Here is a 4,788-nt window from a genome sequence, read left to right as displayed (position 1 = left end):
CGGAACCGAGACCTCGTACGGTTCGCCGCTCGAGGCCGCGATGCAGTGGCAGCGGGACGGCGCCGAGTGGGTCCACCTGGTGGACCTCGACGCCGCCTTCGGTCGAGGGACCAACCGCGAGCTCCTGGCCGAGGTCGTCGGCGCGCTCGACGTCAGGGTCGAGATGTCCGGGGGGATCCGCGACGACGACTCGTTGGAGGCCGCGCTCGCGACCGGGTGCGCGCGGGTGAACCTGGGGACCGCCGCGCTGGAGAACCCGGAGTGGTGCGCCTCCGCGATCGCCCGCCACGGGGACCGCATCGCGGTGGGCCTGGACGTGCGCGTGATCGACGGCGAACCCCGACTCCGTGGCCGCGGGTGGGTGTCCGACGGCGGCAATCTCTGGGAGGTGCTGGAGCGTCTCGACAAGGACGGCTGCGCGCGCTACGTCGTCACCGACGTCTCCAAGGACGGGATGCTGAACGGCCCCAACCTCGAGATGCTCTCCCAGGTGTGCGCGGTCACGGGTGCGCCCGTGGTGGCGTCGGGAGGGGTGTCGTCCGTGGCGGACCTGGAGGCCATCGCGACGCTGGTGCCCCAGGGCGTCGAGGGTGCGATCGTGGGCAAGGCCCTCTACGCGGGCCGTTTCACCCTCCCCGAGGCGCTCGCCGCGGTGAGCGCCCGCTGAGCCACCGGTGACCAGCCGGTGGCTCCATCCGACCGTTTGACCTCGAGCAGGAGGCCCGAGATGACCGATCAGACCGGAAACACCCTGCCGACGGACCTGTCCGTCGACCCCGCGGAGGCGCTGGCACTGGCGGCCCGCGTCCTCGAGGAGGTCACCCCCCGCTTCGTCGAGGGTCTCGGCGCCGAGGGCACCCGCGTCAAGGGCTCGCGCAACGATTTCGCGACCGAGCTCGACCTCGAGCTCGAACGCCGGATCTCCGACGCCCTGCGCGAGGGGACCGGCCTCGAGGTCCACGGGGAGGAGTACGGCGGGCCGCCGGTCAACGAGGGGACCCTCTGGGTGGTCGACCCGATCGACGGCACGGCCAACTACTCCCTCGGCATACCCACCACCGGCATCCTCGTCTCGCTGGTTCACGAGCGGCAGCCCGTTCTGGGCCTGACCTGGCTCCCGCTGCTCGGGATGCGGTTCACCTCGATCGCCGGGGGTCCGCTCAAGGAGAACGACGAGGAGATCCCGCGGATCGCCGACGTCTCCATCCGCGACGTGGCGCTGGGCCTCGGGTCGCTCAACACGGGGGCCCGCACGACCTATCCGCCGGCCTACCGCCGGGAGGTGTTCGAGCAGCTCACCCTCGACGCCGCGCGCACACGCAAGTTCGGGTCGACGGGAGTCGACCTGTCGTTCGTGGGCTCGAGCCGGTTGTCCGCCGCCGTGAGCTTCGGCAACTACGCCTGGGACAACGCGGCGGGCGCCTCCCACATCCGCGCGGCGGGTGGAGTGGTCACCGACCTGGCCGGTGAGCCGTGGTCGATCGACTCCCAGTCGATCCTCGCGGCCGGCCCGCGGGCCCACGCCGAGGTGCTCGGCACCATCCGCGAGCTGGGCGAGCCCGGGAACTTCTTCGAGGCCGGACGCCGCCGGGCCACCCCCGGGCCGGACGGCAACCGCCCGTGGCTCGACGGGGAACGGTGACCCGGGTATGACACTCGCCACCCGGGTGATCCCGTGCCTCGACGTCGACGCGGGCCGCGTGGTCAAGGGCGTGAACTTCCTCGACCTCCGGGACGCCGGGGATCCGGTCGAGCTGGCCGCCGCCTACGACGCGCAGGGCGCGGACGAGCTGACCTTCCTCGACGTCACGGCCTCGTCCTCGGGCCGCGGAACCATGCTCGACGTGGTCACCCGCACGGCCGAGCAGGTCTTCATCCCCCTCACGGTGGGGGGCGGGGTGCGTACCGCCGAGGACGTGGACCAACTCCTGCGGGCGGGCGCGGACAAGGTCAGTGTCAACACCGCCGCCATCGCGCGTCCCGAGCTCCTCGACGAGCTCAGCAGGCGCTTCGGTTCGCAATGCATCGTCCTGTCGGTCGATGCGCGAACGGTTCCCCAGGGAGAGCCACCCACGCCGTCGGGCTGGGAGGTCACCACCCACGGTGGCCGTCGGGGCACCGGCATCGACGCCGTCGAGTGGGCCCGTCGCGGACAGGACCTGGGGGTGGGGGAGATCCTGCTCAACTCGATGGACGCCGACGGCACCAAGGCGGGATTCGACCTGGACATGATCCGTGCGGTGCGTGCGGCGGTGACCATTCCCGTGATCGCCTCGGGCGGGGCCGGTGCGGTGGAGCACTTCGCTCCCGCCGTCGCGGCCGGAGCCGACGCGGTTCTCGCGGCCAGTGTCTTCCACTTCGGTGAGATGACCATCGGCGACGTCAAGAAGGCCATGGCGGCCGAGGGGGTCACGGTCCGATGAGCGATCCGGTCCTGGACCCGTCCGTCGCCGACCGGCTCACGCGCACCGCGGACGGCCTGATCGCGGCGGTGGTGCAGGACGCGTCCGACGGCCGGGTCCTGATGATGGCGTGGATGGACGACGCCGCTCTCGCCGAGACCCTGGCCACGCGGCGCGGGGTGTACTTCTCGCGCTCGCGGGGGACGCGGTGGGTCAAGGGGGAGACCTCCGGTCACGTCCAGCACGTGCGCAGCGTGGAGATCGACTGCGACGGCGACACCGTGTTGTTGAAGGTGGACCAGACCGGGGCCGCCTGCCACAACGGCACGCGGAGCTGTTTTGACACCCACACACTCCTCGGGGAGGAATGATCCTGTGCCCTTCATCCAGATCAACCAGCTCGACGGGATGGACCCGCAGTCCAAGGCGCGGGTGATCGAGGCCGTCACCGCCGCCTACGCCGAGGCCTCGGGCAAGGACCCGGCCAAAGTCTGGGTGCACGTCAACGACATGCCGCGCGACTCGTTCGGGATCGGCGGCCGGGTCGTCGGATGAGTACCACGACCACCGCCTTCGAGCAGTTCCGGGCGCTCGCCGCCGGTCACCGGGTCGTCCCCGTGGTGCGCACGGTGCTGGCCGACTCCGAGACCCCGCTGTCCGCGTACGACAAACTCGCGGACGACCGACCCGGGACCTTCCTGCTCGAGTCGGCCGAGCACGGTCGATCGTGGTCACGGTGGTCCTTCATCGGCTGTGGCTCGGCCGCCGCGCTGACCGTCGACGAGACGGGCGAGGCCATGTGGTGGGGACACGTGCCCGCCGGCGCACCGACGGGAGGGGACCCGCTCGACGCCCTGCGCCGGACCCTCGATCTGCTGCGAACCGATCAGATCGCGGGCCTGCCACCGCTGACGTCCGGGCTGGTGGGGTACCTCGGCTACGACATCGTGCGCCGTCTCGAACGGATCGCCCCTGACACCGCCGATGACCTGCACGTTCCGGAGCTGGTCCAGATGCTGGCCACCGACCTGGCCGCGTTCGACCACCACGAGGGCCGGATCCACCTGATCGCCAATGCCGTCAACTGGGACGGGAGCGACGATCGGATCGAGCAGGCCTACGACGACGCGGTGGCCAGGGTGGACGCGATGACGGCGAGGCTCGCGGCGCCGGGCGGCGGCGGGGTCAGCGTGTTCGACACCCCGGACCCGCAGGTGATCCGTCGCACCGACGAGTCGACGTATCACGCGCGGGTGGCCGACATCATCGAGCAGATCTACTCCGGCGAAGCCTTCCAGGTGGTGCTCAGCCAGCGCTTCGAGGTGGAGACCTCCGCCTCGCCGAGGGACGTCTACCGCATCCTGCGCACCACCAACCCGAGTCCCTACATGTACCTGATGACGGTGCCGGACGGGTCGGGAGACGACGGTTTCGGTGGCACCGCGTTCACCATCGTGGGATCGAGCCCCGAGGCCCTTGTCACGGTGAAGGACGGATTGGCCACGACCCACCCGATCGCCGGAACCCGGCCGAGGGGTGACGACGACGAGCACGACGTCCTGCTCGCGAAGGACCTGGTGGAGGACGCCAAGGAAAACGCCGAACATCTGATGCTGGTCGATCTGGGCCGCAACGACCTCGGCCGGGTCTGCGAGCCGGGCTCCGTCGTGGTGACCGAGTTCCGTCAGGTCGAGCGGTACAGCCACGTCATGCACCTGGTCTCCACCGTGACAGGTCGTCTGGCGGAGGGGCGCACGGGCATCGACGCCGTGACCGCCTGCTTCCCGGCGGGCACCCTGTCGGGCTCGCCCAAGCCCCGCGCGCTGCAGATCATCGAGGATCTCGAGGACACCCGTCGCGGCGTCTACGGGGGAGTGGTCGGATACCTCGACTTCGCCGGGAACACCGACCAGGCCATCGCCATCCGGTCCGCCGTGCTCAAGGACGGCACCGCCTACGTCCAGGCAGGTGCCGGGATCGTCGCCGATTCGGTCGCGGCGTCGGAGGACCAGGAGTGCCGCAACAAGGCCATGGCCGTCCTCCGGGCCGTCGCGGCCGCGGACACCCTGCGGCCCGCGGGGTCCACGGGTGGAACCCACCCCACGGGGGAGGGCCGGTGAGTCAGAGCACACGTCTCCGCCTCCCGGTGGTCCTGCTGGTGCTCGGAGCCGCCCTGTTGTGGATCGCCTCCCGCATGGTGTGGGTGGACGTGGTCGCGTTCAACGACCAGTCGGGCGAGGTCCGACGGGCCCTGACGGGTTCCCAGTGGCAGCCGGCGCTGGTCGCGGTGGCGTTGGGTGCTCTGGCCGCGGTGGCCGCGGTGGCCCTGGTGAGGGGAACGGGGGCTCGGGTGGTCGGCGCCGTCATCGCCCTGCTCGGCCTGGCC

General features: G+C 71.2%; 7 protein-coding genes. All 7 read left to right on the top strand.

The features are described 5' to 3' along the window. The coding region (gene priA, locus G6019_RS09175) for a bifunctional 1-(5-phosphoribosyl)-5-((5-phosphoribosylamino)methylideneamino)imidazole-4-carboxamide isomerase/phosphoribosylanthranilate isomerase PriA (RefSeq protein ID WP_182627467.1) at positions 1 to 667 on the top strand (667 nt) is incomplete at its 5' end. Positions 668 to 727: 60 nt separating this feature from the next. Further along, positions 728 to 1,642 (top strand): inositol monophosphatase family protein, encoded by a 915-nt coding sequence (locus tag G6019_RS09170; RefSeq protein ID WP_107756286.1) that lies wholly within the window; start codon positions 728 to 730, stop codon positions 1,640 to 1,642. A gap of 7 nt (positions 1,643 to 1,649) precedes the next feature. Further along, on the top strand, positions 1,650 to 2,423 hold the full coding sequence (gene hisF / locus G6019_RS09165) for an imidazole glycerol phosphate synthase subunit HisF (protein ID WP_107756287.1): 774 nt from the start codon (positions 1,650 to 1,652) through the stop codon (positions 2,421 to 2,423). Next, a complete protein-coding gene (gene hisI / locus G6019_RS09160) occupies positions 2,420 to 2,773 on the top strand; it encodes a phosphoribosyl-AMP cyclohydrolase (protein ID WP_107756288.1) in 354 nt (117 codons plus the stop codon). The genes hisF and hisI overlap by 4 nt, the downstream gene beginning before the upstream one ends. 4 nt (positions 2,774 to 2,777) lie before the next feature. Then, on the top strand, positions 2,778 to 2,957 hold the full coding sequence (locus G6019_RS09155; RefSeq protein ID WP_017836066.1) for a tautomerase family protein: 180 nt from the start codon (positions 2,778 to 2,780) through the stop codon (positions 2,955 to 2,957). Then, the gene (locus G6019_RS09150) at positions 2,954 to 4,522 is read left to right on the top strand and encodes an anthranilate synthase component I (protein WP_182612223.1); all 1,569 of its coding nucleotides are present in this window, start codon (positions 2,954 to 2,956) and stop codon (positions 4,520 to 4,522) included. Before G6019_RS09155 ends, G6019_RS09150 begins: the two co-directional genes overlap by 4 nt. Then, on the top strand, positions 4,519 to 4,788 hold a 270-nt coding region (locus tag G6019_RS09145), incomplete at its 3' end, for a Trp biosynthesis-associated membrane protein (RefSeq protein WP_309230198.1). The genes G6019_RS09150 and G6019_RS09145, both read left to right, overlap by 4 nt.

Source organism: Dietzia sp. DQ12-76, from assembly GCF_014145045.1.
In the GTDB taxonomy this organism is placed as follows: Bacteria; Actinomycetota; Actinomycetes; order Mycobacteriales; family Mycobacteriaceae; genus Dietzia.
The sequence above is the reverse complement of the archived record's forward strand: the minus strand, read 5'-3'. Positions and strand labels throughout refer to the sequence as shown.

Bases quoted from the DNA above. Each gene is read 5' to 3' on its own strand.
- hisF (WP_107756287.1), top strand. From the start codon at position 1,650: ATGACACTCGCCACCCGGGTGATCCCGTGCCTCGACGTCGACGCGGGC.
- hisI (WP_107756288.1), top strand. From the start codon at position 2,420: ATGAGCGATCCGGTCCTGGACCCGTCCGTCGCCGACCGGCTCACGCGC.
- G6019_RS09150 (WP_182612223.1), top strand. From the start codon at position 2,954: ATGAGTACCACGACCACCGCCTTCGAGCAGTTCCGGGCGCTCGCCGCC.
- G6019_RS09170 (WP_107756286.1), top strand. From the start codon at position 728: ATGACCGATCAGACCGGAAACACCCTGCCGACGGACCTGTCCGTCGAC.